General features: G+C 73.2%; 22 protein-coding genes. 12 read left to right on the top strand and 10 right to left on the bottom strand.

Features of this window, described 5'->3' with window-relative positions; all coding sequences use genetic code 11:
* The first annotated feature begins 275 nt into the window (after positions 1 to 275).
* The gene (locus ACZ7KF_RS27425) at positions 276 to 1,664 is read left to right on the top strand and encodes an aminotransferase class V-fold PLP-dependent enzyme (protein WP_471080327.1); all 1,389 of its coding nucleotides are present in this window, start codon (positions 276 to 278) and stop codon (positions 1,662 to 1,664) included.
* Positions 1,665 to 1,864: 200 nt separating this feature from the next.
* Here ACZ7KF_RS27425 and ACZ7KF_RS27420 read toward each other — a convergent pair whose 3' ends face one another.
* Positions 1,865 to 2,839: a carbohydrate kinase family protein gene (locus tag ACZ7KF_RS27420; RefSeq protein ID WP_471080324.1), complete on the bottom strand. Its 975-nt coding sequence runs from the start codon at positions 2,837 to 2,839 to the stop codon at positions 1,865 to 1,867.
* Positions 2,840 to 2,969: 130 nt separating this feature from the next.
* On the opposite strand from ACZ7KF_RS27420, the gene ACZ7KF_RS27415 reads away from it, so the two are divergent.
* Positions 2,970 to 3,179 (top strand): hypothetical protein, encoded by a 210-nt coding sequence (locus ACZ7KF_RS27415; protein WP_471080321.1) that lies wholly within the window; start codon positions 2,970 to 2,972, stop codon positions 3,177 to 3,179.
* A gap of 128 nt (positions 3,180 to 3,307) precedes the next feature.
* The gene (locus tag ACZ7KF_RS27410) at positions 3,308 to 4,891 is read left to right on the top strand and encodes a hypothetical protein (RefSeq protein WP_471080318.1); all 1,584 of its coding nucleotides are present in this window, start codon (positions 3,308 to 3,310) and stop codon (positions 4,889 to 4,891) included.
* A gap of 67 nt (positions 4,892 to 4,958) precedes the next feature.
* Here ACZ7KF_RS27410 and ACZ7KF_RS27405 read toward each other — a convergent pair whose 3' ends face one another.
* Positions 4,959 to 5,315: an iron-sulfur cluster assembly accessory protein gene (locus tag ACZ7KF_RS27405; RefSeq protein WP_030340884.1), complete on the bottom strand. Its 357-nt coding sequence runs from the start codon at positions 5,313 to 5,315 to the stop codon at positions 4,959 to 4,961.
* A 260-nt stretch (positions 5,316 to 5,575) separates the two neighbouring features.
* On the opposite strand from ACZ7KF_RS27405, the gene nadA reads away from it, so the two are divergent.
* Positions 5,576 to 6,760: a quinolinate synthase NadA gene (gene nadA, locus ACZ7KF_RS27400; protein WP_471080315.1), complete on the top strand. Its 1,185-nt coding sequence runs from the start codon at positions 5,576 to 5,578 to the stop codon at positions 6,758 to 6,760.
* A 179-nt stretch (positions 6,761 to 6,939) separates the two neighbouring features.
* Here the strand turns inward: nadA and ACZ7KF_RS27395 are convergent, their stop codons facing one another.
* The 3 genes from ACZ7KF_RS27395 to ACZ7KF_RS27385 form a co-directional block, all read right to left on the bottom strand.
* Positions 6,940 to 10,041 (bottom strand): efflux RND transporter permease subunit, encoded by a 3,102-nt coding sequence (locus ACZ7KF_RS27395; protein WP_471080312.1) that lies wholly within the window; start codon positions 10,039 to 10,041, stop codon positions 6,940 to 6,942.
* 204 nt (positions 10,042 to 10,245) lie between these two features.
* Positions 10,246 to 10,926, bottom strand: coding sequence for a response regulator (locus ACZ7KF_RS27390; protein ID WP_471080309.1), 681 nt, complete (start codon positions 10,924 to 10,926; stop codon positions 10,246 to 10,248).
* On the bottom strand, positions 10,923 to 12,140 hold the full coding sequence (locus tag ACZ7KF_RS27385; RefSeq protein ID WP_471080306.1) for a sensor histidine kinase: 1,218 nt from the start codon (positions 12,138 to 12,140) through the stop codon (positions 10,923 to 10,925). Before ACZ7KF_RS27385 ends, ACZ7KF_RS27390 begins: the two co-directional genes overlap by 4 nt.
* Positions 12,141 to 12,430: 290 nt before the next feature.
* Here ACZ7KF_RS27385 and ACZ7KF_RS27380 point away from each other — a divergent pair, with 290 nt between their 5' ends.
* Complete coding sequence (locus tag ACZ7KF_RS27380) at positions 12,431 to 13,795, top strand: hypothetical protein (RefSeq protein WP_471080303.1); 1,365 nt, start codon at positions 12,431 to 12,433, stop codon at positions 13,793 to 13,795.
* Between the two features lie 18 nt (positions 13,796 to 13,813).
* Here the strand turns inward: ACZ7KF_RS27380 and pspAA are convergent, their stop codons facing one another.
* Together pspAA and ACZ7KF_RS27370 are read right to left on the bottom strand one after the other, a co-directional pair.
* A complete protein-coding gene (pspAA, locus tag ACZ7KF_RS27375; protein WP_471080300.1) occupies positions 13,814 to 14,092 on the bottom strand; it encodes a PspA-associated protein PspAA in 279 nt (92 codons plus the stop codon).
* A 32-nt stretch (positions 14,093 to 14,124) separates the two neighbouring features.
* The gene (locus tag ACZ7KF_RS27370) at positions 14,125 to 14,916 is read right to left on the bottom strand and encodes a PspA/IM30 family protein (RefSeq protein WP_471080297.1); all 792 of its coding nucleotides are present in this window, start codon (positions 14,914 to 14,916) and stop codon (positions 14,125 to 14,127) included.
* A gap of 246 nt (positions 14,917 to 15,162) precedes the next feature.
* Between ACZ7KF_RS27370 and ACZ7KF_RS27365 the strand changes: the two genes are divergently transcribed.
* From ACZ7KF_RS27365 to ACZ7KF_RS27355, 3 genes are all read left to right on the top strand, one after another.
* On the top strand, positions 15,163 to 15,789 hold the full coding sequence (locus ACZ7KF_RS27365; protein ID WP_471080294.1) for a DUF3043 domain-containing protein: 627 nt from the start codon (positions 15,163 to 15,165) through the stop codon (positions 15,787 to 15,789).
* A gap of 83 nt (positions 15,790 to 15,872) precedes the next feature.
* Positions 15,873 to 16,610, top strand: a complete 738-nt coding sequence (locus ACZ7KF_RS27360) for a class I SAM-dependent methyltransferase (RefSeq protein ID WP_471080749.1) — start codon at positions 15,873 to 15,875, stop codon at positions 16,608 to 16,610.
* A 57-nt stretch (positions 16,611 to 16,667) separates the two neighbouring features.
* The gene (locus ACZ7KF_RS27355; protein WP_471080291.1) at positions 16,668 to 17,741 is read left to right on the top strand and encodes a S1C family serine protease; all 1,074 of its coding nucleotides are present in this window, start codon (positions 16,668 to 16,670) and stop codon (positions 17,739 to 17,741) included.
* A 36-nt stretch (positions 17,742 to 17,777) separates the two neighbouring features.
* Here ACZ7KF_RS27355 and ACZ7KF_RS27350 read toward each other — a convergent pair whose 3' ends face one another.
* Positions 17,778 to 17,987, bottom strand: coding sequence for a hypothetical protein (locus ACZ7KF_RS27350; RefSeq protein WP_471080288.1), 210 nt, complete (start codon positions 17,985 to 17,987; stop codon positions 17,778 to 17,780).
* Positions 17,988 to 18,068: 81 nt separating this feature from the next.
* Here ACZ7KF_RS27350 and ACZ7KF_RS27345 point away from each other — a divergent pair, with 81 nt between their 5' ends.
* Entirely contained in the window at positions 18,069 to 19,271 is a 1,203-nt protein-coding gene (locus ACZ7KF_RS27345) for a bifunctional adenosylcobinamide kinase/adenosylcobinamide-phosphate guanylyltransferase (RefSeq protein WP_471080285.1), read from the top strand.
* A 7-nt stretch (positions 19,272 to 19,278) separates the two neighbouring features.
* On the opposite strand, the gene ACZ7KF_RS27340 is transcribed toward ACZ7KF_RS27345, so the two are convergent.
* Entirely contained in the window at positions 19,279 to 20,262 is a 984-nt protein-coding gene (locus tag ACZ7KF_RS27340) for a class I SAM-dependent methyltransferase (protein WP_471080282.1), read from the bottom strand.
* Between the two features lie 133 nt (positions 20,263 to 20,395).
* On the opposite strand from ACZ7KF_RS27340, the gene cobT reads away from it, so the two are divergent.
* From cobT to ACZ7KF_RS27325, 3 genes are all read left to right on the top strand, one after another.
* Positions 20,396 to 21,499: a nicotinate-nucleotide--dimethylbenzimidazole phosphoribosyltransferase gene (gene cobT, locus ACZ7KF_RS27335; RefSeq protein ID WP_471080279.1), complete on the top strand. Its 1,104-nt coding sequence runs from the start codon at positions 20,396 to 20,398 to the stop codon at positions 21,497 to 21,499.
* 165 nt (positions 21,500 to 21,664) lie between these two features.
* Positions 21,665 to 23,461: a phosphatidylglycerol lysyltransferase domain-containing protein gene (locus tag ACZ7KF_RS27330; protein ID WP_471080276.1), complete on the top strand. Its 1,797-nt coding sequence runs from the start codon at positions 21,665 to 21,667 to the stop codon at positions 23,459 to 23,461.
* A gap of 10 nt (positions 23,462 to 23,471) precedes the next feature.
* On the top strand, positions 23,472 to 24,206 hold the full coding sequence (locus ACZ7KF_RS27325) for a hypothetical protein (RefSeq protein ID WP_471080273.1): 735 nt from the start codon (positions 23,472 to 23,474) through the stop codon (positions 24,204 to 24,206).
* On the opposite strand, the gene ACZ7KF_RS27320 is transcribed toward ACZ7KF_RS27325, so the two are convergent.
* Complete coding sequence (locus tag ACZ7KF_RS27320; RefSeq protein ID WP_471080270.1) at positions 24,146 to 24,910, bottom strand: hypothetical protein; 765 nt, start codon at positions 24,908 to 24,910, stop codon at positions 24,146 to 24,148. The two genes, ACZ7KF_RS27325 and ACZ7KF_RS27320, sit on opposite strands and share 61 nt — an antisense overlap.
* Between the last annotated feature and the right edge of the window lie 47 nt (positions 24,911 to 24,957).

The raw sequence follows: 24,957 nt of genomic DNA, 5'->3' as shown, positions 1-24,957 counted from the left end.
GCCTTCTCGCTGGTCGGTCGCCGCCCTGCGTCGGGCAGGGGTTTGGATGTTTATGCGGACCAAACCCTAGCCGACGCCCTCGGGGGGTTCGCGGGGAGGGGGGCATACGCGTCGCCTGTCACTCGGTCGGGTTGGGATCGGGCGCCCAATAGCTCGGGTTGTGGGGGTTTGACGGGCGGACGAGGGTGTGCGGCGGGGCTCGCGCCCACGGTGCGCGGCCGCATCTCGGGCCGGTCCGCGTCCCCTTACTCTCACCTGCGCTTTAACGTGGACCTGTGTCCTACTTCGACGCCGCCTCCGCCGCTCCCCTCCACCCCGTGGCCCGTCAGGCCCTGACGGCCTCTCTGGACGAAGGGTGGGCCGACCCCGCGCGGCTCTACCGGGAGGGGCGGAAGGCACGTCTGCTGCTCGACGCCGCGCGTGAGGCGGCGGCCGAGGCGATCGGCTGCCGGGCCGACGAGGTGGTGTTCACCCCGTCGGGGACCCGGGCCCTGCACAGCGGGATCGCGGGGGCGTCGGCCGGCCGGCGGCGGACCGGACGCCACCTGATCGTGTCGGCGGTCGAACACTCCTCCGTCCTCCATGCGGCGGAGGTGTTCGAGGCCGAGGGCGGAACGGTCACCCGAGTGGCCGTCGACCGGGCGGGAGCCGTCACCCCGTCGGCGTACGAGGCCGCGCTGCGCCCGGACACCGCGCTGGCCTGTCTGCAGTCGGCCAACCACGAGGTGGGCACCGTGCAGCCGGTGGCCGAGGTGGCCGAGGTGTGCCGGGCGGCCGGGGTGCCGCTGCTGGTGGACGCGGCGCAGTCGCTGGGCTGGGGGCCGGTCGAGGGCGGCTGGTCGCTGCTGGCGGCCAGCGCGCACAAGTGGGGCGGGCCGGCGGGGGTCGGACTGCTCGTCGTGCGCAAGGGGGTGCGGTTCGCCGTCCAAGGGCCGGTGGACGAGCGGGAGTCGGGCCGGGCGCCCGGGTTCGAGAACATCCCGGCGATCGTGGCGGCCGTGGCGTCGCTGCGCGCGGTCCGGGCCGAGGCGGCCCGGGAGGCGGCACGGCTGCGGGAGCTGACGGAGCGGATCCGGGCGCGGGTGCCGCGGACCGTGGCCGACGTGGAGGTGGTCGGCGACCCCGAGCGGCGGCTGCCCGGGATCGTCACCTTCTCCTGCCTCTACGTCGACGGGGAGGCGCTGCTGCACGAACTGGACCGGGCCGGTTTCTCGGTCTCCTCCGGCTCCTCCTGCACGAGCAGCACGCTGACACCCAGCCATGTGCTGAAGGCGATGGGCGTGCTGAGCGAGGGCAACGTGCGCGTGTCGCTGCCGGCGGGAACGGCCGAGGAGGACGTGGAGCGGTTCCTGGCGGTGCTGCCGGAGGCCGTCGCGGGCGTCCGGGAGAAGCTGGGCGCGCCGGCCCCGGTGACGGCCGTCCGGGCCGGGGAACCGGCCGGGGAACGGGTCGTCGACTCCCTCGGCAAGCGCTGCCCGATCCCGGTCATCGAGCTGGCCAAGGTGTTCGGTGAGGTGCCGGTGGGCGGGACGGTCCGGGTCCTGTCCGACGACGAGGCGGCCCGGCTGGACATCCCGGCGTGGTGCGAGATGCGGGGGCAGGAGTACGTCGGGGAGGAGCCGGCGGAGCGGGGCACGGCGTACCTGGTCCGACGGGTCTCCTGAAGGCGGGCCGCGGGGCGGGGTCCCGCGAGGGGCGCGGGACCGTGCCACCCGGGCGGCTCCGCCGCGGGGCGCGGGCGGCCCCGCGCGCCCACGGCGGAGAACGGCGGGCCCCGAGGCGGGCGGGTGGCCGGACCCGGCCCGGGTGAGCCCCCGGCCCGGGTGAGCCCCCGGCCCGGGTGAGCCCTCGGCCCAGTGAGCCCTCAGCCCAGGTGGGCCTTGACCTCCTCGGCGGCCGTCTCGCCGTACGCCTTGGTGAACCGCTCCATGAAGTGCCCGCGGAGCAGCCGGTACTCCTGCGTTCCCACGGTCTCGATGACCAGGGTCGCCAGCATGCAGCCCACCTGGGCGGCGCGTTCCAGCGAGACGCCCCAGGCCAGTCCCGACAGGAAGCCCGCGCGGAAGGCGTCGCCGACGCCCGTGGGGTCGGCCTTGCGCTCCTCCTCGGCGCAGCCGACCTCGATGGGGTCCTCGCCGGTCCGCTCGACGCGTACGCCCCGCGAGCCGAGCGTGGTGACCCGGTGGCCGACCTTGGCCAGGATCTCCGCGTCCGTCCAGCCCGTCTTGGACTCGATCAGGCCCTTCTCGTACTCGTTGGAGAAGAGGTACGTCGCCCCGTCCAGCAGTATCCGGATCTCCTCGCCCTCCATCCGGGCGATCTGCTGGGAGAAGTCGGCGGCGAAGGGGATGTTCCGGGAGCGGCACTCCTCCGTGTGGCGGAGCATCGCCTCGGGGTCGTCGGCGCCGATGAGGACGAGGTCGAGGCCGCCCACGCGGTCCGCGACGGTCTTCAGCTCGATCAGGCGGGCCTCGCTCATCGCGCCGGTGTAGAAGGAGCCGATCTGGTTGTGGTCGGCGTCGGTGGTGCACACGAAGCGGGCGGTGTGCAGGGTCTCGGAGATGCGGACCGAGTCGGTGTCCACACCGTGCCGGTCGAGCCAGGCCCGGTACTCGTCGAAATCGAAGCCGGCGGCGCCGACCAGGATCGGGCCGGTGCCGAGCTGGCCCATGCCGAAGGCGATGTTGGCGCCGACGCCGCCGCGCCGGACGTCCAGGTTGTCGACCAGGAAGGAGAGCGAAACCGTGTGCAGCTGGTCCGCGACGAACTGGTCGGCGAAGCGGCCGGGGAAGGTCATGAGGTGGTCGGTGGCGATGGAGCCGGTGACTGCGATGCGCACGACGGGGATTCTCCTGGGGGAGGCTGGGTTGACGGTTCACGCTACCCGGTCGGTGGCCGCCGCTGAAGCTGACAAAACTACCCGATAGTAGATCTTTCTTCGCAGCCTGTGCCGTGCCTACGGTTCGGTCATGACGAACCTCGAGGTCACCTCCCCCGCCCCGGCCGACCCGGACGGCGACCTCGCCGCGCTGCGCGGCGACTGCGCCCGGATGGCCCCGCACTGGGCGGCCCCGGAGCACGCCGAGTCCCGGCCGGTGCCGCCGTCCCTCATCCACGGGGTGAAGGTGCCGACGCGGTCCGCCCGGCTGCTGGACGCGATGTCGGACTACGGGGACTGATCCGCGGAGCGTGACGCACGGCGCGCGACCTCCGGGCGCGCGCCGGGGAACCGTGCGCTCCACTGCCGCGTCCCATCGCCGTCCCCCGCACGGGGGATGCGGCACTCGACCGAGCGAGGAGCGATGCGGTGAACACCGAGCGGCCTGAGAACTCCGGGAACGCGGAGGTTCCCGAGGCGTCCGAGGAACGTGCGGCCGGGACCGTCTCCGAGACGGCGGAAGCGTCGAAGACCTCCGAGGCCGGCCGCGGCGAGCGTCCCCGGCCGGCGCGGCGGCCCGCCGTCGTGGTGACCGCCGCCGCCGCGGCCGTGCTGCTGGTGGGCGGCGGTGGCGCGGTCATCGCGGCGCACAGCGGCACCGGTGGTTCCACCGGCGGACCGGCCGCGTCCGGAGGCGGCACTCCCCCGCCGCTCGCCCTCGACGGCTGGACGAGCAACGGCACCGGCGGTATCGCGCCCGGCGAGCCGGACCCGTACGGCACCCGGTACGTCGCACGGGGCGAGCTGCCCGCCGGGCCCGGGTCGGCGGCGGTCTACGAGCCGGGGGCCGAGGTCGGCCGGGAGCAGGTGGCCCGGCTGGCGAAGGCGCTCGGGCTCGACGGGACCCCGGTCGCCGAGGGCCGGAGCTGGCGGGTGGGCGGCCAGGACGGCTCCGGGCCGAGCCTCCGGGTGAACCGGGACGCGCCGGGCAGCTGGACCTACAGCCGGTACGCGCCCGGCACCGACAACTGCCGCAAGGTGACCGTCTGCACGCAGGACCCCGGCGCCCCGGCCGGCGACCCGGTGACCGTGGCCGAGGCCGAGCGGGCGGCGGCACCGGTGCTGAAGGCGGCGGGGCTGGGCGACGCGAAGACCGACGCGAGCCAGATCATGGGCGCCCAGCGGGTGGTGAACGCCGATCCGGTGGTCGGCGGGCTCCCCACGTACGGCTGGACGACCGGTCTGACCGTCGGCCGCAAGGGTGAGCTGGTCGGTGGCCACGGGCTGCTGGCCACGCCGGTGAAGGGCGACACGTACCCGGTGGTGGGCGCGGCGAAGACGCTGGAGCTGATGAACGGGGCGGCGAAGGGCGACCACCGGATGGGCATCGGCGGCTGCGCCGACCCGGTGCCGCTGAAGGACCGGCTGGAGCAGCCGTGCGGCGCGTCCACGGGGGTGCCGAAGCGTGCGGCGGACGCGGTCACGGTCGAGAAGGCGGTGTTCGGGCTGGCCGCGCACTCCGTCGGCGGGCGGCAGACGCTCGTACCGTCCTGGCTGTTCCAGGTGGGCGGCTCCGCGGCGCGCGGCGGATTCACGGTGACGTACCCGGCGGTCGACCCGGAGTACCTGCCGTCGGCGTCCCCGTCCCCTTCCTCGCCCCCCTCCTCGTCGCCGACCTCGGCGCCGCGGACGCCCGGGGCGCCCGGGAAGACCCGCGGCGTGCAGGTGAACGCCTACACGGCCGAGGGGCGGACGCTGAACCTGAGCTTCTTCGGCGGAGTGTGCGCCGACTACAAGACGTCGGCCCGGGAGAGCGGCGGCCGGGTGACGGTGACGGTCACCGAGAGGCCCTGGCCGGGCAAGGTGTGCGTGCTGATCGCCGAGGAGTACGTGAAGACCGTGCGGCTGGACGCGCCGCTGGGCGGGCGGACCGTGGTCGGCACCGACGGCAGCGAGGTCCCGAAGGCGAAGCCGGGCTCGCTGCGGCCGGACGCGTCGGCGCGGCCGCGCTAGCCGGGTGAGACGAAGGCGGCGGCCCCCCGAGAGGGGGCCGCCGCCTTCACCGTCAGGCCGTGACGGCTCAGCTGAAGGAGTCGCCGCAGGCGCAGGAGCCGGTCGCGTTCGGGTTGTCGATCGTGAAGCCCTGCTTCTCGATCGTGTCCACGAAGTCGACGGTGGCACCGCCCAGGTACGGAGCGCTCATACGGTCGGTGACGACCTTGACCCCGCCGAAGTCCTTCACCACGTCGCCGTCGAGCGAGCGCTCGTCGAAGAAGAGCTGGTAGCGCAGGCCGGAGCAGCCGCCGGGCTGGACGGCGACACGAAGGGCGAGGTCGTCGCGGCCTTCCTGGTCGAGCAGGGCCTTGACCTTGGCCGCGGCGGCGTCGGTCAGGATGATGCCGTCGGTGACGGTGGTGGTCTCGTCCGATACGGACATCTACATCTCTCCCGGGTTGTACGGAGACTGCTTGCCGACGAGTGCAACCGGCGCTTCCGCGGATTCATTCCGGGCCGGGCGCGTTGTCGCGTTTTTTCTGTCCCCTTCATGCTCGCATACGCCCGGGAAGGCGGACAGGGACCGGACGAGGGGCCTCGGGGGGATTCACGTCACATAGACGTTATGGCCATCGTCAAAGTGACGTGAAGCAGATATGATAGATAGCGTCAGTTAGACGAAAAGTAGAAAGGGTGCGTGCCGTGACCACCGCCCAGACCCCGGAGCTCGACGTGCAGCCGACTCCGCTCGCCCTGCTGCTGCTCGGCCGTGAGGCCGACCCGAAGAGCGAGCGGGGCGTCGAGTGTCCCGGTGACCTGCCGTCTCCGTCCGACCCCGACCTGGTCGAGCGTGCCCGCGCGGCCAAGGAGAAGCTCGGCGACAAGGTCTTCGTGCTCGGCCACCACTACCAGCGCGACGAGGTCATCCAGTTCGCCGACGTCACGGGCGACTCCTTCAAGCTGGCCCGGGACGCGGCCGCGCGCCCGGAGGCCGAGTACATCGTCTTCTGCGGTGTGCACTTCATGGCCGAGTCGGCGGACATCCTGACGTCCGAGGACCAGAAGGTCGTCCTCCCCGACCTCGCCGCCGGCTGCTCGATGGCCGACATGGCGACGGCCGAGCAGGTCGCCGAGTGCTGGGACGTGCTGACCGAGGCCGGGATAGCCGAGCAGGTGGTCCCCGTCTCCTACATGAACTCCTCCGCCGACATCAAGGCGTTCACCGGCAAGCACGGCGGCACCATCTGCACCTCGTCCAACGCCAAGCGCGCCCTGGACTGGGCGTTCGAGCAGGGCGAGAAGGTGCTGTTCCTGCCGGACCAGCACCTCGGCCGCAACACCGCCGTCCGCGACATGGGGATGTCCCTGGACGACTGCGTGGTCTACAACCCGCACAAGCCGAACGGCGGGCTGACCGCCGAGGAGCTGCGCGCGGCCAGGATGATCCTGTGGCGCGGCCACTGCTCGGTCCACGGCCGCTTCAGCCTCGACTCCGTGAACGACGTGCGCGAGCGCATCCCCGGCGTGAACGTCCTGGTCCACCCCGAGTGCAAGCACGAGGTCGTGGCCGCCGCGGACTACGTCGGCTCGACCGAGTACATCATCAAGGCCCTCGAAGCCGCCCCGGCCGGTTCCAAGTGGGCCATCGGCACCGAGCTGAACCTGGTCCGCCGCCTGGCGAACCGTTTCGCGCCCGAGGGCAAGGAGATCGTCTTCCTGGACAAGACGGTCTGCTTCTGCTCGACCATGAACCGCATCGACCTGCCGCACCTGGTCTGGGCTCTTGAGTCCCTGGCCGAGGGCAACCTGGTCAACCGCATCGAGGTCGACAAGGAGACGGAGGCGTTCGCCAAGCTGGCGCTGGAGCGGATGCTGGCGCTGCCGTAGCACGCGCGAAAGGGCCGGGTCTCGGACGAGACCCGGCCCTTTCCCGTACCGCCGGACTCCTCGGCCGCCGGAGTCCTCGGCCGTCGGAGTCCTCAGCCATCGGAGTCCTCAGCCATCGGAGTCCTCGGCTGTCGGAGTCCTCGGCTGTCGGAGTCCTCGGCCGTCGGACTTTTCCGCCGTCAGACCGCGGCCGGCTCCGGTGTCTTCTCCGCGCTCGGCTGCCTCTTCGCCGCGCGCTTCTTCGCGCGGCGCTCCTTGCGCAGCTCCAGCATCGTGTAGAGCGTCGGGACGAGGAGCAGGGTCAGCAGGGTGGAGGTGATCAGACCGCCGATGACGACCACGGCCAGGGGCTGGGCGATGAAGCCGCCCTCGCCGGTGACGCCCAGGGCCATCGGGAGCAGGGCGAAGACGGTCGCCAGCGCCGTCATCAGGATCGGGCGGAGCCGGTGCCGGCCGCCCTCGATCACGGCTTCCACCACGCCGTAGCCCTGTGCGCGGTACTGGTTGATCAGGTCGATCAGCACGATCGCGTTGGTCACCACGATGCCGATCAGCATCAGCATGCCGATCATCGCGGGGACGCCCATCGGGGTGCCGGTGGCGACCAGCAGGCCGATCGCGCCCGTCGCCGCGAACGGGATGGAGACCAGCAGGATCAGCGGCTGGGCGAGGGAGCGGAAGGTCCCCACCAGCAGCATGAAGACGATCGCGATGGCCGCCAGCATGGCCAGGCCCAGGTTCTTGAACGCGTCGTCCTGGTCGGAGCTGACGCCGCCGATCTCGGCCGTGGCCCCCGCGGGGAGCTTCAGGGCCTTGATCTTCGACTGGAGCTTGGTGCTGATCGCGCCCGTGTTGTCGCCCGTCGGCCTGGCCGTGATCGTGGCGGCGCGCTGCCCGTCGATCCGGGTCATCGACACCGGACCGTCCACCAGCTTCACCGTGGCGATGTCGCCGAGCTTCACCGGGCCGAGGCGCAGGCTCTTCAGCTGGGCCAGGGTGGTCGCGGGCTTCGCCGACCGTACGACGACGTCACGCTCGCTGTCGTCGAGGATCGCCTTGGCCGCCGTCGTACCGCGCACGGCCTGCGCCACCGCGGCGCCCAGCTTCTGGTCGTCGAACCCGGCGGCCGCCGCCCGGGCGTTCGCCCTGACCGAGATCCGCGGCACGCTCTGCGCGAGGTCGCTGCTGACGTCCGTGACGTGGTCGAGGCCGGCGACCGTGGAGCGGACCTGCTCCGCCGCCGTCCGCAGCACCCGCGCGTCGGACGCCTTCACCACGACGCTCAGGTCCTGGTTGCCGAAGCCGTCGCCCGCCGACACGGTGGTCGTACCGACGCCCTTCAGCTTCTTCAGGCCGTCCTCCAGGTGCCGCTGGACGTCGTCGTAGGACGCCGAGTCCGTCAGCATGACCTGGTAACTGGCCTGGTTGGTGTCGGTGCCGCCGCCGAAGGCCGCCATGAAGCCGGAGGAGCCCACGGTGACCTGGTAGTCCTTGACGCCGTCGGTGGCGGCCAGCAGCTTCTCGACCTTCTTCGCCTGCGCGTCGGTGGCGGCCAGGCTGGTGCCGGGCTTCAGCTTCTGCTTGACGGTGAGGACTTCCTGCTCGCCCTGGTCGAAGAAGTTCGTCTTCAGCAGGCCGCCCATGCCGAACGTGACGACCAGGACGACGAGCGCGATGAGCACGCTGGTGAGGCGGCGGCGCGTCGCGAAGCGCAGCACGGGCACGTACGCGCGCTGCAGGCGGCTCCTCGCCTCCTTCTCCTCCGCCGTGCGGCGGGCCTCCGCCGCGTCCTCGGGGGTGCCCTTCGGGGCCCGCAGGAACCAGAACGACAGGACCGGTACGACCGTCAGCGAGACCAGCAGGGAGGCCAGCAGGGCCGCCGTCACCGTGATGCTGAACGAGCCGAACAGGGCGCCCACCATGCCGCCGACCAGACCGATCGGCAGGAACACGGCGACCGTGGTGAGGGTGGAGGAGGTGACCGCGCCGGCCACCTCGCGCACCGCGGTGAGGATCGCCTCCTTGCGCTCCTCGCCGTAGCCCAGGTGGCGCTTGATGTTCTCCAGGACGACGATCGAGTCGTCGACGACCCGCCCGATGGCGATGGTCAGCGCGCCCAGCGTGAGCATGTTCAGCGACAGGCCGCGGGTCCACAGCACCAGCAGGGCGAGGACGACGGACAGCGGGATGGACACCGCGGTCACCAGGGTGGAGCGGACGGACGCCAGGAAGACCAGGATCACCAGGACCGCGAAGAGCAGGCCGAGCGCGCCCTCGGTGGTCAGGCCCTTGATGGACTTGGACACGGCCGGGCCCTGGTCGCTGACGACCGTGAGCTTCGCGCCGGCGCCGAGGTCCGCGCGCAGACCGGGCAGCTTGTCCTCGACCGCGTTCGAGATGGAGACCGCGCTGCCGTCGTGGTCCATGGTGACGTTGACGGCGAGGCTGGGCCTGCCGTCGGTGCGGGTGATCGAGTCGGCCGGGGCCGGCCGCTGCTCGACCGTGGCCACCGCACCGAGGCGCACGGGCCTGCCGTCGCCCTCGCCGGTGACCCTGAGGTCCTTGATCTGCTGCAGGGAGGTGAAGCCGCCGCCGACCTGGACGGTCCGGTTGGCGCCGTCCTCGTCGAAGGAGCCGGCCGGGACGGTCGCGCCGCCCGCCTGGAGGGCCTGGCCGAGCGCCGCGGGGGTCAGGCCCGCCCGCGCCAGCTTCGCGTCGTCCGGGGTGACGGTGACCTGGAGGTCACGGACGCCCATGACCTGGACGCGGCCGACGCCGTCGATGTCCTTCAGCGCCGGTACCACCGTCGTGTCGAGCTGGTCGGCGAGGGCCTGCTGGTCCTTGTCCGAGGTGACGGCGAGGACGACGGTCGGCATGTCGTCGGTGGAGCCGGAGACGACCTGCGGGTCGACCTCGTCCGGGAGCTGGTTGCGGGCCCGGTTCACGGCCTGCTGGACGTCGGAGACGATCCGCTTGGTGTCGTTGTCGTAGTCGAAGGACGCCATGATCACGGCGTTGCCCTCGCTCGCGGTGGAGGTGACACCGGTGACGCCGTCGACGGCCTGCAGGTTGTCCTCGATGGGCTCGATGACCTGCTTCTCGACCACGTCGGGCGAGGCACCCTGGTACGGCGCGATCACCGACACCATGGGCAGTTCTATGGTGGGCAGCAGTTGCTGCTTGATCTGGGGTATCGCGATCAGCCCGAAGGCGAGCGCGATCAGCGACACGAGCCCGACGAGGGCGCGTTGCGCGAGGCTGAATCGGGACAGCCAGGACATGGGTCAGGGTCTCTCTTCTGTGAGCGGCAGAAGTGCTTCCGCTTCCGGGTACGGAAGGGTTCCGGGTACGGAAGGGGCGGCGACGGGACGCACCGGTGAGCGCCCACCCCACCACCCTGGGCCATGCCGGAGGGCCGGTCCGTAGGCCCCAGGTCCATTTCCTTATCCGCCCCCTACTCCGCGCGCAGTACGCGCGGGTGGAGATCAGTCCATCCTCGGACGTACCAGCCCCGACTCGTACGCGATCACCACGAGCTGCGCCCGGTCCCGCGCGCCCAGCTTCGCCATGGCCCGGTTGACGTGCGTCTTCACCGTCAGCGGGCTCACCGCCAGACGCTCGGCGATCTCGTCGTTGGAGTGGCCGCCGGCGACCTGGACGAGGACCTCCCGCTCCCGGCCGGTGAGCGAGCCGAGCCGCTCGGAACGGGCCGGGTCGGGACCCTCGCCGTCGTCGCCCCGGGCGAGGAAACGGGCGATCAGGCCCTTGGTGGCGGCCGGGGAGAGCAGCGCCTCGCCACCGGACGCGACCCGGATGGCGTTCAGCAGCTCCTCCGGCTCGCTGCCCTTGCCGAGGAAGCCGGAGGCGCCGGCGCGCAGCGCCTGGACGACGTAGTCGTCGACCTCGAAGGTGGTCAGGATGACCACGCGGACCCGTGCCAGGGACGGGTCCGCGCTGATCAGCCGGGTGGCGGCGAGGCCGTCGGTGCCGGGCATCCGGATGTCCATGAGGACGACGTCGGGGCCGTGCTCCTGGGCGAGGCGGACCGCTTCCGCGCCGTCGGAGGCCTCCCCCACCACCTCCATGTCGGGCTCGGAGTCGACCAGCACCCGGAACGCGCTGCGCAGCAGTGCCTGGTCGTCGGCGAGCAGGACACGGATGGTCATACGGGTTCCCCCTGGGCCGTCGTCGTCGTGACCGGCAGGATCGCATGGACGCGGAAGCCGCCGCCGTAGCGGGGTCCGGTGGTCAGGGTGCCGCCGAGCGCGGTCACCCGCTCGCGCATGCCGAGCAGCCCGTGCCCGCCGCCGGTCTGCGGGGCGGCGGCCTCGCCCGCGCCGTCGTCGACCACGGTGACCTCCACGCTCCGTCCCACCCGTACGACGCTCACCTCGGCCCTGGCCTCGGAACCCGCGTGCTTCCGCACGTTGGTCAGGGCCTCCTGGACGATCCGGTAGGCCGCCAGGTCGACGGCGGCGGGGAGTTCGGTCCCCTGGTCGGTGCGGGCCAGGGCCACCGGCAGACCGGCGCTGCGGAAGGTGTCGGCCAGCTCCTCCAGGCGGCTCAGGCCCGGGGCGGGTTCGGTGGGCGCCTCGGGGTCGCCGGACTGGCGGAGCAGGCCGACCGTGGCGCGCAGCTCGTTCAGGGCACTGCGGCTGGCCTCGCGGACGTGGCCGAGGGCCTCCTTGGCCTGGTCGGGCCGCTTGTCCATGACGTGGGCGGCGACACCGGCCTGCACGTTCACCAGGGCGATGTGATGGGCGACGACGTCGTGCAGATCGCGGGCGATGCGCAGCCGCTCCTCGGCGACCCGGCGGCGGGCCTCCTCCTCGCGGGTGCGTTCGGCGCGTTCGGCGCGGTCCCGGATGGCCTGGACGACCGCGCGGCGGCTGCGTACGGCGTCGCCCGCGGTGGCGCCGATGCCGGTCCAGGCGAGGACGCCCAGATTCTCCTGGGCGTACCAGGGCAGGGGGCCGGCGAGCATGGCGGCGGCCGTCAGCACGGTCATGGTGAGCAGACCGAGGCGCCAGGTGGTGGGCCGGTCGGTGGTCGCGGCGACGGTGTACAGGGCGACGACGGCGGACATCGCGACCGGGGCACGCGGGTCACCGGTGACCAGCTCGACCAGGGAGACCGTGCCGGTGACGGCGAGGACCGTGCGGGGAGCGCGGCGGCGGAAGACGAGGGCCACCGCACCGGCCAGCATGAGGAGGAGGCTGAGGACGGCGGGGGTGCGCATGCCCCAGGTGATGCCGTGTTCGCCGCGGGGCACGGCGAAGGAACCGGCGACCATGCAGACCAGCACGCCCGCCGCGAGGGCCGCGTCCAGCGCCAGCGGGTGGGCCTTGAGGCTGCACCGGGCGCGTTCGAGAGTGCTCACGGAGGAACAGTACGGCGCCTTTCCGGCACCGGTGGGCGAACTGCCCGCCCCGATGCCGGCACCGCGCGGCCGACGGCACCACGGTTCCCGGGGCGCGCCCGACCGGGCGAGCGACCACAATGGAGCTGCAGCCGCCCGACGGCTTGCGCCCCCGGCCTCTGCGTCGACTGCCCGGCGCACCGTCGGCTGTTGGGCCCTTCGTCGGCCGGCCGACTCCCGGCCGTCGGGCGCTGTTGGCCGTACTCGCTCAGCCTCCTCCTCGACATCCTCCCGTCGACGAAAGGCACCCCATGCGCCGCCACTCACCGCTCTGGGCCGTCGCCGCTCTCACCCTCCTGTCGGCCGCCGCCGTCCCCGCCCGGGCCGCCTCCTACGGCACCCCCGCCATCAAGCTGTCGGCCGCCTATCTGTCCGGCGCCGTCGGGAGCACCGGCGATCCCACGGTCACCGTGACCGTCGCGCAGAGCGGCGCCGACGCCTCCGCGCTGACGGTCACCGCGACCGACAGCAGCAGGAGCGGCGTGGCCGGCACCGCCGACGTGCACGTCTCCGGCACCGGAGGCAGCCGTACCGTCGCGGTCACCGCGCACGCCCAGGGCTACGCCGACCTCACCCTGAAGGTGACCGGGCTGGGCGGCAGGACGGCCACCACGACCCTGCACTACGCGGCGTCCCCGGCCGTCCAGCACGGTGCCGACGCCCGCTATCTGACCGGCGCCTCGGACGCCTCGGCGGCCGTGGACGTCGGCGGCGGCTACCTGGTCGCCGCCAACGACGAGGACAACACCCTGCGCCTGTACGACGGCTCGGTCTCCGGCGCACCGGTGCGCAGCTGGGACCTGGACGACGCGCTCGGCGCCGACAAGGAGGTCGACATCGAGGGCGCGGCCCGCGTCGGCGACACGATCTACTGGACGGGCTCGCTGGGCAACAACAAGGACGGCGAGTTCAAGCCGGACCGGGACACGGTGTTCACGACGGCGGTCTCCGGTTCGGGCGCCGCCACCCGGCTGACCTTCGGCACCGCCGGGCACCGGCTCCGCGACGACCTGGTGGCCTGGGACGAGGCGAACGGCGGCCGGTACGGCTTCGCCGCCGCGACCGCCGACGGGCAGACCCCCAAGCAGGTCGACGGCTTCAACGTCGAGGGACTCGAATTCGCCCCCGGTTCGGCCACCACGGCCTATGTGGGCTTCCGCGCCCCGCTGGTGCCGCCGCAGACCGGCGGGAAGGCGCTGCTCGTGCCGGTGACCAACCTGGACCAGGTGGCGCGCGGGACGAAGGCGGCCTTCGGTACGCCGGTCGAGCTGGACCTCGGCGGGCTGTCCGTGCGTGATCTGCGCCGGAACTCCCAGGGGCAGTATCTGATCCTCGCCGGTTCCTGGTCCGCCGAGGACAACAGCGCCCCGTACGCCCTGTTCTCCTGGGACGGGGTCGCCGGGCACCGGCCGGTGAAGGTGCTGGACCTGCCGACGGCGGACGCGGGCGGCTGGGAGTCCGTGGTGTCCGTGCCCGACCTGACCACCGCCGGCGCCCGGGTGCAGCTGATAACGGACGACGGGGCCGCCGACCTCTACGGCGACGGCACCGACGCGAAGGACCTCACCCACCCGGAGTGGCAGAAGTCCCGCACGACCTGGTTCACGCTGAACTGACCCCGCGGCCGGGGCGGGTCAGCCCGGGATCAGTCCGTCGTCGCTGAGCAGGTCCCGGACCTCCTCCAGCGTCGCGTCGGGCGTCGGCAGGATCAGTTCGGAGGGTTCCAGCGTGTCGTCCGGCAGCGGGGTGCCCAGCCGGCGGACGGCGTCCAGGAGAGCGGTGAGCGTGCGGCGGAAGCCCTCGCCGTCGCCGCTCTCCATCTCCGCCAGCAGCTCGTCGTCCAGCTTGTTCAGCTCGGTGAGGTGGGTGTCGTCCAGCCTCACCTGGCCCTCCCCCATGATCCGTACGATCACGTCGGCCTCCTCGGCTCGGCCCCGGCGCCCGGCTACTGCTTGTCGAAGCGCGGGGTGTCCTGCGGCTGCTGCTGGGACTGCCCCTGACCGGTGCCGCCCTCGATGGCCTGCTGCGGGGAGCCCCCGGCCAGCTCGGCCTTCATGCGCTGCAGTTCCAGCTCTACATCCGTACCACCGGAGAGCCGGTCCAGCTCGGCCTGGATGTCGTCCTTGTGCATGCCGGAGGGGTCGTCCAGGGCGCCGGAGGCGAGCAGTTCGTCGATGGCGCCGGCCCGGGCCTGGAGCTGGGCGGTCTTGTCCTCGGCGCGCTGGATGGCGAGGCCGACGTCGCCCATCTCCTCGGAGATGCCGGAGAACGCCTCGCCGATGCGGGTCTGGGCCTGGGCGGCGGTGTAGGTGGCCTTGATGGTCTCCTTCTTCGTACGGAAGGCGTCCACCTTGGCCTGGAGGCGCTGGGCCGCCAGAGTGAGCTTCTCCTCCTCGCCCTGGAGGGTCGCGTGCTGTGTTTCGAGATCCGTGACCTGCTGCTGGAGTGCGGCGCGGCGCGACAGCGCCTCGCGGGCCAGGTCCTCCCGGCCGAGCGCGAGCGCCTTGCGGCCCTGGTCCTCCAGCTTGGAGGACTGCTGCTGCAGCTGGTTGAGCTGGAGTTCCAGGCGCTTGCGGCTGGTCGCCACGTCGGCGACGCCGCGCCGCACCTTCTGGAGCAGCTCCAGCTGCTTCTGGTACGAGTAGTCGAGGGTCTCGCGCGGGTCCTCGGCCCGGTCAAGGGCCTTGTTCGCCTTCGCGCGGAAGATCATCCCCATACGCTTCATGACACCGCTCATGGGCTTCGCGCGCCCCCTTCTGACGGACTCCAGCTCACAGATCCTGCGACAGGACCCACAGTACGGGCCCTGCTTCCATTACCGCACTGTCCGCGGGGTGATGCGCTCATCCCCGAGGACGACTGCGGACCGTACCGCTCCGGCCTGAGGAGTAGGTGATCCCACCGGAAGCATCTCCGATGCGTCCCCTCTGTCCCCCTGAAGACGTCCGGTGTTGCCGGATCGTTCCCCACCGGGCTGGGGTCCATGCCGGTGCAGCCCGTACCCTTGGGTTTTGTGTTCCGTAGCCGTGCCAAGGAAGAGAAGGCCCCCGCCGACAAGGCGCCGGTGACCGACTCCAAGCAGCCCCGTGATCCGCAGGCCCCCAAGGGCCGGCCGACGCCCAAGCGCAGTGAGGCCCAGTCCCAGCGCCGCAGCGTCGCCCACACGCCGACGAACCGCAAGGAGGCCGCGAAGCGCCAGCGCGAGGACCGGCGGCGGGCCCTGGAGCGCCAGCGCCAGGCCCTGGCCGGCGGCGACGAGCGGTATCTCCCCGCCCGGGACAAGGGCCCGGTCCGCCGGTTCGCCCGGGACTGGGTGGACTCGCGGTACAACGTGGCGGAGTTCTTCCTGCCGCTCGCCGTGGTCATCCTGGTGCTGAGCGTGGTGCGGGTGCCCGCGATCCAGAGCGTCGCGCTGCTGCTGTGGCTGATCGTGATCGTGCTGATCGTGCTGGACGCGGCGGTCAGCGGCTTCCGTCTGAAGAAGCGGCTCGCGGAGCGCTTCCCGGACGAGAACACGCGCGGCGCGGTCGCCTACGCGCTGATGCGGTCCCTCCAGATGCGCCGGCTCCGGCTGCCGAAGCCGCAGGTCAAGCGCGGAGAGCGGCCCTGAGCGCTGACGCTTTCACCGAAGGTGCGGCCGATGCCCGGCCGCACCGGCCGGGCGGCCTGCGTGAGGTCGTGCGCCACGAGCTGCTGGCGCGCCAGCTGGACGAGCAGATGGCCGGGCGGTTCCCGGTCGGACAGCGGCTGCGGGTGCTCGACGTGGGGATGGGCCGGGGCACACAGGCGCTGCGGCTGGCCCGGCTCGGGCACCAGGTGACCGGGGTCGAGCAGGACACGGCGCTGATCGCCGCCGCCCGCGAGACCGTGGCCCGGGAGCCGGAGGGCATCCGGGAGCGGGTCCGGCTGGTGCAGAGCGACGGCCGGGACACCGGGGTGCACTTCCTGCCGGGCAGCTTCGACGTGGTGCTGTGCCACGGCGTGCTGATGTACGTCGAGGAGCCCGACCCGCTGGTGGCGGGTCTGGCCCGGGTGCTGGCCCCGGGGGGTCTGCTCTCCCTCCTCGTCCGCAACGGCGACGCGCTCGCCATGCGGCCGGGCCTGGCCGGCGACTGGGCGGGCGCCCTGGCCGCCTTCGACACCACGGCCCGGATCCCCCGCGCCCGGTCGGAGTCGGACGGCGAACCGCCCGTCCGGCTCGGCCCGGACGCCCGCGCCGACCGCCTGGCCTCCCTCACCGCCACCCTCGACGGCATCGCCGCCCCGCTGCACGCCTGGTACGGCGTGCAGGTCTTCACGGACACGGTGGCGGACGGCGCGGCGGTCCCGGACGACCTGCACACCCTGCTCGCGGCCGAGGAGCGGGCCGGGCGCACGGACCCCTACCGCGGGGTGGCGGCGCTGCTGCATCTGTGCGGGGTACGGGGCTGAGCCCGTTCGGGGCAACAGCGCGGGCCCGGTGATCACCGCGCGGTGAGACTCGGGGGCATGGACGCTTCCCGTACCCGTGCCCTCCGGACGGTCGTCTCCGCCGCCGCGCTGCTGTGCTGCGCGGCCCTCTGCGCCGGCTGCACGGTCCCCGCCGCCGAGGCCGGCCCGGACTCCCCGGCGACCACCCGGGCGCCCGCGCCGACGACCGTGAACGACCTGCAGAGCCAGTACCTGCGGGTCATCAAGGACGTCCTGCCGTCGGTCGTGCAGATCCAGGCGAGCCAGGACCTGGGCTCGGGGGTGGTGTACGACGACAAGGGGCACATCGTCACCAACGCGCACGTGGTCGGCTCGGAGAAGACCTTCGCGGTGACCCTGGCCAACCGTCAGGAGCCGCTCACCGCGAGCCTGGTCTACTCCTACCCCGAGCAGGATCTCGCCGTGATCCGGCTGGACAAGGTGCCGCCGGGGCTGCGGCCCGCGGTGTTCGGGAACACCGAGAAGGTGGAGGTCGGCCAGATCGTGCTGGCCATGGGGTCGCCGCTGGGGCTGTCGTCCAGCGTGACCCAGGGCATCGTCTCGGCGACCGGACGGACCGTCAGCGAGGGCAGCGAGGGCGGCGGTACGGGCGCGACGATCGCGAACATGGTGCAGACGTCGGCCGCGATCAACCCCGGCAACAGCGGCGGCGCCCTGGTGAACCTCGACGGGCAGGTGATCGGCATCCCGACGCTGGCCGCGGCCGATCCGAGTCTCGGGGGCAGTGCGGCGCCCGGCATCGGATTCGCGATCCCGGTGTCGATGGTGCGGACGGTCGCCGACCAGATCATCAGGGACGGCAAGGTCGTCGACTCCGGACGGGCGGCCCTCGGCATCACCGCGCGGACGGTCCTGGACGACCGCTACCGGCCGATCGGAGTGGCCGTGGTGACCGTCCGCGCCGGCGACGCGGCCGACAAGGCGGGCCTGCGGCCCGGCGACATCATCACCGGACTGGGCGACCGGCCGATCACCTCGATCACCTCGCTCTCCGAGGCGCTGGCGGCGGACCGGCCGGGCCGGCGGACCACGGTGCGCTACCAGCGGAACGGCACCGAGAGCACGGTCGAGGTGACGCTGGGCGCGCAGTGAGGAGGGCGGCCCCTCCTCACCTCGCCGCGGATCGGGTCACGCGTCGGCGTGCAGGCTCATCGGCCCGTAGATCTCGCTGCTCTCCTCGAACAGCCGCACCTGGTCGGCCCCGCCTTCCAGCAGCTCCTTCCAGTGCTCGCCGATCCAGGACTCGGCATCCCCCTGCGTGGTGAACTCCTCGGGCAGCACCGCGGGCTGGACCTCCGTCCCGTCGGCCTTCTCGAACCGCCACGTCCATGCCGTCATGTGGGCCTCCTCTGATCCAACTCCTGCCCCGGAAGCCTAGCCGGAAGCGCAAGACCTGCCCGGACAGGCGAAAATCGACGCGTGGAAGCAACTCTGCTCGGTACCGGAGCCCCCGCGGGACTGCCTCGCCCCGACTGTCCCTGCGCCGCCTGCGCCACCGCGCTCGGGCCCGACGCGCGGGCCGCGACCGCGGTGCTCGTGGACGGTGCGCTGCTGCTCGACCTGACGCCGGGTGCGGCGTTCGCGGCGGCGCGCGCCGGGCATTCGCTGGGCGGGGTACGGCAGGTGCTGCTGTCGCATCCGCACGACGGTCCGGCGGTGGAGGTGCCGGCCGGGCTGCCGCAGCCCGGCCGGGTCCCGGACGGGCGGGAGTTGGCGCTGCTGACGGGGCATCGGGTGCGGGCCGTGGCGATGGACGCGGGCGGCACCGGGTACGCGGTGACCGGGCCGGACGGGCAGCGGCTGCTGTATCTGCCGCCGGGCGGGGCGCCGGCCGGTGTGGAGGCGGCGACGGCGGAGGCGTACGACATGGTCCTCGCGGACGTCGTGGGCCGTCCCGACGCGCTCGCCCGGCTGCGCGCGGTCGGCTCGGTCGGCCCCACCACGGACGTCCTCGCCGTCCATCTCGACCACGACGTGCCGCCCGGCCCGGAGTTGCGCCGCCGGCTCGCGGCGGCCGGGGCGCGGGCGGTGCCGGACGGTACGACGCTGGTGGTCGGGGCGTACGAGGAGGTGCCGGACGTGCCGCTGCGGACGCTGGTGCTGGGCGGGGCGCGCTCGGGCAAGTCGGTGGAGGCGGAGCGGCGGCTGGAGTCCTTCCCGGAGGTGCTGTACGTGGCGACGGGCGGCACGCGGGGCGGGGACGCCGAGTGGGCGGCACGGGTGGCCCTGCACCGGGAGCGGCGGCCGGGCTCGTGGCGTACGGCGGAGACGACCGCTCTGGTGCCGCTGCTGGCCGAGGAGGGGCCGCCGCTGCTGATCGACTGCCTGTCGCTGTGGCTGACGGACGCGATGGACTCCGTGGGGGCGTGGGACGACGCGGAGTGGGCGGGCGGGGGCGAGAAGGCGCTGCGGGAGCGGGTGCGGGAGCTGACGGAGGCGGTGCGCGGCACCCGGCGGACCGTGGTGGCCGTGTCCAACGAGGTGGGCTCGGGAATCGTCCCGGCGACCGCGTCGGGGCGGCGCTACCGGGACGAACTGGGCCGGCTGAACGCCGGATTCGCGGCCGAGTGCGAGCAGGTGCTGCTGGTCGTGGCCGGGCAGGCACTGATGCTGCGGGGGTGACGGCCCGCTACGCCCGGCCCTTTCGGGCCACGACCCGGTACGCGTTGGAGAAGCGGCTCCGGCGGAAGAGCGGGGCGAGCCCGCGGTCCACGGCCGAGGCCAGCGCCAGCGCCGGGGTCGCGGCCAGCTGGACGAGCGGGTGGGCGTGGATCAGGGACAGGGCGACGGCGGCCGACAGGTCGTGGGGGACGTGGGGGGTCTTGCGGTCCGTCACCAGAACGGTGCAGCCCAGGCTCTCCAGTTCCGCGCGGAGGTTGGCCAGGGGCAGCAGGTGGAGGTGGCGGGGCTGGCCGTACGGGAGCCACCACCTGCCGAGGAATGCGGCGAACAGGCAGCGGGGGTCGGGGACTTCGACGACCAGGTGGCCGCCGGGGCGGAGCACGGTCAGCGCGGCACGGAGTTCGGCGCGCGGGTCGGGGGCGTGCGCCAGATGGCGGAACATGGTGACCACGTCGTAGCGGGCGCGCAGCCGGGCCGCCATGCCGGGGGTCGACAGATAGCCGCGGTGCGCCTCCTCCACCCGCCCCTCCAGGAGGGCCTGCTCCACCCGGGCCGTGGGGTCCAGCCCGTCGAAGCTGGTGTACGGGAAGAACTCCTTCGCCGCCTCGGGGAAGCGGGCGTGGCCGGTGCCGACGTCCAGCCAGCTCTCCGGTTCGCGCAGGGCCGACAGGCGCCAGGCGGTGGCGCGGTGGCGGCGGCGGACTTCGTCGTCGTCGACGATGCGGGCGGCGAACCGTTCGAGTTGTCTCTCGTAGAAGTCCCGGTGGAAGAAAGCGAGTCCCTCCGCGCTGAGCCGGGGGTTCTGGAAGGTGTGGGCGCAGTCGCGGCACTGGTCGAGGACGAACGTGCCCGGCCGGTGGCGCAGCGGGTCGGGCGCGCGCAGCCGGGTGCGCAGGCTCCGGGAGCCGCACCAGGGGCAGTCCTCGCGGCGCGGCTCCTGGAAGGGGTCGAAGGGGGTGCTGATCTGCGGGGTGAGGGGCGAGATCGGCATGGGCGGCTCCCTGTGCGACATTCCGCGGCAAACCGGAACGTATGGGATACCGATCCGAGGTGCAAAGACGTCGTGGGGGTGTGGTGGCGATGTGGCGCCGGGGCGTTCGTTGCCGGGCGGTACTGTTCGGCGAATGAGCAGCCTTAATCTGGACGACTTCACCGATCTGATCGAGCGCCCGGACGGGGGCGTGCGCCGTGACGCCGAAGCCCGGCGGGAGCGCCAGATCGTGCCGCCCGGGGCGCTGGGCCGCCTCGACGAGCTGGGCGAGTGGCTGGCCGCCGCCCGGGGCGAGGTGCCGGTCCGGCCGGTCGAACGGCCGCGGGTGGTGCTGTTCGCCGGTGACCACGGTGTCGCCGGGCTGGGTGTCTCGGCGCGGCCCGCGGGCGGCGCGGAGCAGCTGGTGCGGGCCGTGCTGGAGGGCGTGAGCCCGGTGGCCGTGCTCGCGCGCCGGCTGGAGGTGCCGGTACGGGTGGTGGACATGGCCGTGGACTGCGCGCCGGACACCCTCCCGAAGGACGTGGTGCGGCACCGGGTGCGGCGGGGCAGCGGCCGTATCGACATCGAGGACGCGCTCACCCCGGAGGAGGCCGAGGCCGCCCTGCTGGCGGGCGTCGCCGTCGCGGACGAGGAGGCGGACTCGGGGACCGATCTCGTGGTGCTCGGCGATGTCAGCGTGGGCGGGACCACGGCGGCGGCGGTGCTGGTCGCCGCGTTGTGCGGGACCGACGCGTCCGTGGTGACCGGGCGGGGCGGGCTCGCGATCGACGACCTGGCGTGGATGCGGAAGTGCGCGGCGATCCGGGACGCGCTGCGGCGGGCGCGGCCGGTGCTCGGCGACCAGCTCCAGCTGCTGGCGGCCGTGGGCGGGGCGGACCTCGCGGCGATGACGGGGTTCCTGCTCCAGTGCGCGGTGCGGAAGCTTCCGGTGATCCTCGACGGGGTGGTGGCCGCCGCGTGCGCGCTGGTCGCCCAGCGGGTGGCGTTCCGGGCGCCGGACTGGTGGCTGGCCGGGCACGACAGCGGGGAGCCGGGGCAGGCGAAGGCGCTGGACCGGATGGCCCTCGAACCGGTGCTGGAGCAGGGGGTGAAGGTCGGCGAGGGCGTCGGTGCGCTGCTCGCACTGCCCCTGGTCAGGGCCGCCGCCGCGCTGGCGGCGGAACTGCCGGAGAAGCCGGAGCACGAGCAGGACGCGGAGGCCGGGCAGGTCCCGGAGCCGCAGGAGGAGACGGAGTAGCGGGGCACGGCCGGCCCGGCACCGCCGGATCCCACCGTCCGGCCGAGCGCCGTCGCGGCGGGAAGGGCCCGGTGGCGCGGGAAGCGGCGGCGATTGTCGCCGGAAAAGGGGGGCATGGCCTGAAGAGTGCGGTTCGTCGGAGCCGCGCCCATATGATCCTGCCCTATGGGAGATGTCCGGATTGCCGTGGAGCAGCGAGCCGAGGCGGAGCGGACGGACGAGCGGGCGCGGCGGTCCACCGGGGCGTCCCGGAGGGCCGCCGCCTTCGCCGTCTGGTACCTGCGGACCGTCGCCTTCATCAACTTCCTCAGCGCGGTATGGGTCTCGCTCGGCCAGGACGTGCGCCGGCACAACCAGGACGACTTCTTCACCCCGTACCTGCTGACGGCCGGCTTCGCCTCCGGTGTCTTCACCGCCTTCCTGGCGATCACCATGCGGCGCCGCAAGCGGGCCGCGTGGATCCTCAACCTGGTGGTGAGCGGGCTCTTCCTGGCCCTGTTCGCGTTCGCCATGGCGTTCCCGGAGATCCGGCGGTACGCGCAGAACTGGGTCTCCCTGGCGCTGACCGCCGCCTTCGTGGCCGCGCTGCTGGCCGGCCGCCGGGAGTTCTACGCCAAGGGCGACCGCTCCAACCCCCGGCTCGCGGCCACGGTGGCCGTCGGCGGCGGACTGGCCGCGAGCCTGCTGGCCGGGCTGCTGGTGACGGTCACGAACCAGGCCCCGGACGCGGCCCGCTCGACGTTCTTCGAGCGCTGGCACTACGGCACCCTGCGGCTGGTGTCCGTGGCGGCCGAGGAGTCCCGGTTCCCGGGCATCGACCCGCCCAACTGGGCCAACGTGGCGATCAACGTGCTCAGTACGGCCCTCGTCCTCGCCGTGCTCTACGCCGCCTTCCGTTCCCGGCGGGCCGTCGACCCGCTCACCGAGGACGACGGGAAGCAGCTGCGCGCCCTGCTCGAGCGGCACGGTGACCGCGACTCGCTCGGCTACTTCGCGCTGCGCCGGGAGAAGAGCGTGCGGTGGTCGCCGACCGGGAAGGCCGCCGTGGCCTACCGCGTCGTCGGCGGGGTGAGCCTGGCGTCCGGGGATCCGCTCGGGGACCCGGAGGCGTGGCCCGGGGCGATCGCGCCGTGGCTCGCCGAGGCGCGTGCGCACGGGTGGATCCCGGCGGTGATGGGGGCGAGCGAGGAGGCCGGGACGGTCTACGCCCGGCACGGCCTGGACGCGCTGGAGCTCGGGGACGAGGCGATCGTGGAGGTCGCCGACTTCACCCTGGAGGGCCGGGCGATGCGCACGGTCCGGCAGGCGTACAACCGGGTGAAGCGGGCCGGGTACGAGGTGCGCATCCGCCGGCACGAGGACGTCCCGGCGGACGAGATGGCGTACCTGGTCGAGCGCGCCGACGACTGGCGGGACGGCGCGACCGAGCGCGGTTTCAGCATGGCCCTGGGCCGGCTGGGGGATCCCGAGGACGGCCGGTGCGTGATGCTGGAGTGCACGGACGCCGAGGGGCGGCTGCGGGCGCTGCTCTCCTTCGTGCCGTGGGGGCCGCACGGGCTGTCCCTGGACCTCATGCGGCGGGACCGGGACTCCGACAACGGGCTGATGGAGTTCATGGTCATCGAACTGCTGCGGCGGGCCCGCGAGATCGGGATCACGCAGGTCTCACTCAACTTCGCGATGTTCCGGTCGGTCTTCGAACGTGGCGCACGCCTCGGTGCCGGACCGGTGCTGAGGCTGTGGCGGTCGCTGCTCAGCTTCTTCTCCCGCTGGTGGCAGATCGAGTCGCTGTACCGCGCCAACGCCAAGTACCGGCCCATCTGGGAGCCGCGGTTCCTGCTCTTCGAGAAGAGCGCGGACCTGCCGCGCATCGGCCTCGCCTCGGCCCGCGCGGAGGGCTTCCTGGAGGCGCCGGGACTGCCGAAGTGGCTGCACCGCAGGCACCTGGACACGCACAGATGAGGGACCATCCATGAACAGGCTCGCCCGCTGGGCCCGTGCCGAGTGGGGGCTGCTGTACGGCACCGTGCGCGAACCCCTGCGGAAACGGGGCCTGTCGGCCGTCCCGATGACGGTCTCGGCAGTGGGCCTGACGGCGTTCCTCCAGTACGTGCAGAACCAGCCGTGGGGCTACCAGATGGTGCAGAACCTGGGTGCCGTACGGGCCCAGGACCCGCTGTGGCCGGCCCTGCTGCGCACACCCCTGTCGCTGTTCGTGCCCGCGCTGGACCTGCCGGTGTGGGGGGCGCTGGTGCAGATCCTGCTGGTGTTCGGGATCGCCGAGCTGTGCCTGGGCTGGTGGCGGACGCTGGCCATCGCGTACGTCGCCACGCTCGCCGGCACCCTGTACGCGCGCCTCGGCATCACCCTCGGCCCGCACGCCCCGTTCGGGCTGCCGTGGACCGACGCGCAGGTGGTGGACACCGGCCCGTCGGCGGCCGTCGTGGGGCTCGCGGTGTTCGTGAGCTGGCGGTACGGCGCCTATGCGACGGCGGGCGCGGTGACGCTGGCGATGGTCGCCGAGGTGCTGCTGAAGGAGAACCTGGCGGGCAAGGAGCACCTGGCCGCGCTGATGGCCGTGGGACTGCTGTGTCTGCTGGCGGCGCTGCGGCACCGGGGGCCGGGCCGGCCGCGCCGCGCCCGCCGTCACCGGTGGTCGGGCAGGCGCGCCTCGCGGGGGTCGGGCTTGCCGCCGATCCAGTCCTGAACGGCGCGCATCGGGCGGGCCCAGCGGCGGTCGTGCCGGTAGGAGCGCAGGGCCGCCTTGGCGCGGGCGCGGGGGCGGCGGCCGTAGAAGCGGCGGGCCCACGGGGAGCCGGGGCGGGCGAGCCGGACGGCGCCGACGAGCGCGACCAGCGGCACGACCGCCCCGAACACCGCGATGCGGGCCTTGCCCTTGCTGAGGGCGACGAGGGAGAAGACGAAGTTGCCGGCGATGTTGGAGATGACCGTGCCGCGGTCGGCCAGCTCCTGCTGGGAGAGGTCGTTGACCCCGAACGGGGCGAACCCGGCGAGCAGCAGGCCCACCAGGGCCGCGGTGAGGACGACGGCCTCGACGCTCTTGCGGCCCTCCTCGCTCCAGTAGACGTCGTCCAGGTGCAGGATCAGCGCGAACTCGTCCAGCACCAGACCCGCGCCCACGCCGAACAGCACGGCCGAGACGGCCGCGCCGACGCCGTGCCGGTCACTGGCCACCGCGCCGAAGCCGCCGACCACGGTGAGCACGACCCCCGGGACGACGTGGTGGATGTGCAGCCCGCCCGCCTTGACGTTGCCGAACGGGCCCCGGCCGGCCCGGATCAGCCGGGTGATGACCCGGGTGACGACGAAGGCCAGCACGAAGGCGGCGAGGGCGAGCAGCAGGGGGAGCTTGCCCGGCTCGATGATGTTCCGCTCCCACCAGTGCCCCATGTGCGCACATTACTCGGATATGCCCCGCTGCCTCAGCGTCGCCCGGC

Source organism: Streptomyces sp. NPDC038200, from assembly GCF_055600785.1.
Note: the sequence above shows the minus strand (reverse complement) of the source record. Positions and strands in the feature narration are given on the sequence as shown.

Coding starts and splice junctions, on each gene's coding strand:
- ACZ7KF_RS27365 (WP_471080294.1), top strand. CDS start 15,163: ATGCCGGTGCAGCCCGTACCCTTGGGTTTTGTGTTCCGTAGCCGTGCC.
- ACZ7KF_RS27330 (WP_471080276.1), top strand. CDS start 21,665: ATGGGAGATGTCCGGATTGCCGTGGAGCAGCGAGCCGAGGCGGAGCGG.
- ACZ7KF_RS27395 (WP_471080312.1), bottom strand. CDS start 10,041: ATGTCCTGGCTGTCCCGATTCAGCCTCGCGCAACGCGCCCTCGTCGGG.
- cobT (WP_471080279.1), top strand. CDS start 20,396: ATGAGCAGCCTTAATCTGGACGACTTCACCGATCTGATCGAGCGCCCG.
- ACZ7KF_RS27380 (WP_471080303.1), top strand. CDS start 12,431: ATGCGCCGCCACTCACCGCTCTGGGCCGTCGCCGCTCTCACCCTCCTG.
- ACZ7KF_RS27355 (WP_471080291.1), top strand. CDS start 16,668: ATGGACGCTTCCCGTACCCGTGCCCTCCGGACGGTCGTCTCCGCCGCC.
- ACZ7KF_RS27390 (WP_471080309.1), bottom strand. CDS start 10,926: ATGACCATCCGTGTCCTGCTCGCCGACGACCAGGCACTGCTGCGCAGC.
- ACZ7KF_RS27340 (WP_471080282.1), bottom strand. CDS start 20,262: ATGCCGATCTCGCCCCTCACCCCGCAGATCAGCACCCCCTTCGACCCC.
- ACZ7KF_RS27415 (WP_471080321.1), top strand. CDS start 2,970: ATGACGAACCTCGAGGTCACCTCCCCCGCCCCGGCCGACCCGGACGGC.
- ACZ7KF_RS27325 (WP_471080273.1), top strand. CDS start 23,472: ATGAACAGGCTCGCCCGCTGGGCCCGTGCCGAGTGGGGGCTGCTGTAC.
- ACZ7KF_RS27350 (WP_471080288.1), bottom strand. CDS start 17,987: ATGACGGCATGGACGTGGCGGTTCGAGAAGGCCGACGGGACGGAGGTC.
- ACZ7KF_RS27370 (WP_471080297.1), bottom strand. CDS start 14,916: ATGAGCGGTGTCATGAAGCGTATGGGGATGATCTTCCGCGCGAAGGCG.
- ACZ7KF_RS27320 (WP_471080270.1), bottom strand. CDS start 24,910: ATGGGGCACTGGTGGGAGCGGAACATCATCGAGCCGGGCAAGCTCCCC.
- ACZ7KF_RS27405 (WP_030340884.1), bottom strand. CDS start 5,315: ATGTCCGTATCGGACGAGACCACCACCGTCACCGACGGCATCATCCTG.